The 2660-nt window shown below is 34.2% G+C and carries 3 protein-coding genes; 1 reads left to right on the forward strand and 2 read right to left on the reverse strand.

The window, feature by feature from the left end; translation table 11 throughout:
- Both V7183_RS03770 and V7183_RS03775 read right to left on the reverse strand, forming a co-directional pair.
- The coding region (locus tag V7183_RS03770) for a collagen-like repeat preface domain-containing protein (protein WP_335358723.1) at nucleotides 1-502 on the reverse strand (502 nt) is incomplete at its 3' end.
- A gap of 111 nt (nucleotides 503-613) precedes the next feature.
- Nucleotides 614-1579, reverse strand: a complete 966-nt coding sequence (locus V7183_RS03775; protein WP_097894645.1) for a tyrosine-type recombinase/integrase — start codon at nucleotides 1577-1579, stop codon at nucleotides 614-616.
- A gap of 120 nt (nucleotides 1580-1699) precedes the next feature.
- On the opposite strand from V7183_RS03775, the gene spoVK reads away from it, so the two are divergent.
- The coding region (gene spoVK, locus V7183_RS03780; RefSeq protein WP_335358724.1) for a stage V sporulation protein K at nucleotides 1700-2660 on the forward strand (961 nt) is incomplete at its 3' end.

The following is a 2660-nucleotide window of genomic DNA, read 5'->3' on the forward strand; positions in this document are numbered from 1 at the left end:
AGTGGCACCAGTAGCACCAGTAGCGCCCTTTTGTTTCACACGGTGCAAATTGAATGAAGATAAGTTGTAGTTCTTCTATCTGTTCAACAATATTTTTGAAAGTGCTAGTATTTAATCGGAAGAGTTTTGTAATATATAATAAAAAGTTGATTAAATTTTGGAATTCAATAAATACAGCACTTGCAACAAATGATGGGCTTTCTAATATGGTTATTAAATTATTAATAATGGAAAGTCCCATTGCTTTAAGTAAGGATGTAGTATCTAAAGAACGGATAAGCTTTTTGAATGTAATTAATGTATTTATAAAATCTTCGATATTACTTGGAGACGGATCTTGAAAGACTCTTGGGATAATTTCTGTTAAATTAGCTATAATTGTACGAAAAATTTTTATTTGAGATTTCGAAATAGGGATAGATGTAGTAGTTGGGATACGTCCAGAACCACTTTGGAAGTAGGGTTCTGGAATGTTGTTTTGATGATCTTCAAAGTGAGGCATTCTTTTTCTCCTTTCTAATTGAAGTGTGAACACGATTCATCATAGTAAATGCAAATTATAGATAAATGTGAATGGTGAGACTAGTCATTTTTATAAACAAAAAGAAAACGCCTATTTTGAGGCGTTTTCTTTTTGTTTTGCATAATGATAATATCTTTTTAATGAAATCTTTGATTTGAAACCGATGCGGTTAATGATTTCTTGTTCTGGAGTGTGTTGCTCAATCAGTCGCAAAATAAAGGTGTTTCGGAAATGCTGGCCAGAAATACCTTTACGTAAGTTCGCTCTTGCTACTTCAAGGCGAATCATTTTTTGGATTGCAATTTCTGTTAGTGCTTTTGGAGCGTCGTTTTCGTACACCCAGCGATAGGTGCCGCGGTTAAAATCGAATGCAACAAAAAGTGGATCATCACTATGATATTTTGGGCGAACGGGTTCAGGGATATTTTTGTAATAAGTATATAATTGCTTTTTATCTTCCTCGGTCAAAATGATGGTTCTTTGAATTCCGGAAACTGATGGGATAGAAAGTGTATTTGCTTCAAAATGAACATGATGCATATTTAATGATACGAGCTCTTGTAAGGACAAACCATAGTCAATGAGTAGGTTCACAATAGAGATGTTACGATCCATTAATAATGGACGAACAGGGCGTTGTTTCTCTGATAATCCTTCTAATGAAGTAAGGATATGTTTTAAGCGTTTTTCTTCTTCTGGTGAAATAAAATCTTCATTTCGTAGTGCTCGATCGGGTTGGATGACAAGTTCCATATCCTTCAATGGATTTGGTAGGTTTAAAAATTGATACAATCTATTTAAAACGATAAATACACGGTGCATTGTTTTTTCAGAGTAATGTCGTTTCTTTTTTAAGTCGAAAAAATAATCTTCATAGTCTTTTGTACAAAGTGTTGCCCATATATTACTAGAGGGCAGTTTTTTATTTTTTTCTAACCAATGCCCGAAATCTTCAATGTCATAAACGTATCTTTTAATGGTTGAAGGTTTCCTACCTTTATTTAATAAAAAAGTAGAAAAGGCTTGTACTGTATCGTGAAGCTCCGTTGTTTCCATAGTCCCACCACCCTAATTATTTCTTATATTATAGCAAACTTTTCTGAAAATAGTCATTTATAAGGGGAATGGAAATATTAATAATAATATTTTGATTAGTCGATAAAAAGAGGTGATTGTATGGAACAGTCAATGCGAAAGAAAAATAATAATCAAATTAATATTGTGCTAAATCACCGAAAAAAAATTTCAGTACCTGCTTCAGAAAATAAAGCGGTTATTTCAAATGAAACAGCTACGAAACATGAGATGTTGCAGAGGATTGAAGAAGAGATGGGGAAACTGGTTGGAATGGATGATATAAAAAAAATAATAAAAGAAATCTATGCTTGGATTTATGTGAATAAAAAACGACAAGAAGTCGGTTTGAAATCGGAGAAGCAAGTGCTTCATATGTTGTTTAAAGGCAATCCGGGAACAGGAAAAACGACTGTTGCAAGGATGATTGGGAAATTATTATTTGAGATGAATATTTTATCGAAAGGGCATTTAGTCGAAGCGGAACGTGCAGATCTTGTGGGAGAATATATTGGGCATACAGCACAAAAGACGCGGGATCTGATAAAGAAAGCTATGGGAGGTATATTGTTTATTGATGAGGCGTATTCATTAGCGCGTGGCGGTGAAAAGGACTTTGGGAAAGAAGCGATTGATACACTTGTAAAGCACATGGAAGATAAGCAACATGGATTTGTTTTAATTTTAGCTGGATATTCAAGTGAGATGAATCATTTTCTTTCATTAAATCCAGGCTTACAATCGCGTTTTCCGTTTATTATTGAGTTTGCGGATTATACGGTGAATCAGTTATTGGAGATTGGAAAAAGAATGTATGATGAACGAGAATATCAATTATCAAAAGAGGCGGAGTGGAAATTTCGTGATCATTTACATGCGGTAAAATATTCATCCCAAATTACATCATTTAGTAATGGGCGCTATGTACGGAATATTGTCGAGAAATCCATTCGTACACAGGCCATGCGTTTATTGCAAGAGGATGTGTATGATAAGTATGATTTGATTGGGATATCTAGTAGTGATTTAACGCTTGAAGAAGATGGAGCTGTCCCAAAGGCTC

Source organism: Bacillus sp. JJ1127 (assembly GCF_036965845.1).
In the GTDB taxonomy this organism is placed as follows: Bacteria; Bacillota; Bacilli; order Bacillales; family Bacillaceae_G; genus Bacillus_A.

Excerpts from the sequence above, each read along its gene's own strand:
- V7183_RS03775 (WP_097894645.1), bottom strand. The coding sequence starts at position 1,579 with ATGGAAACAACGGAGCTTCACGATACAGTACAAGCCTTTTCTACTTTT.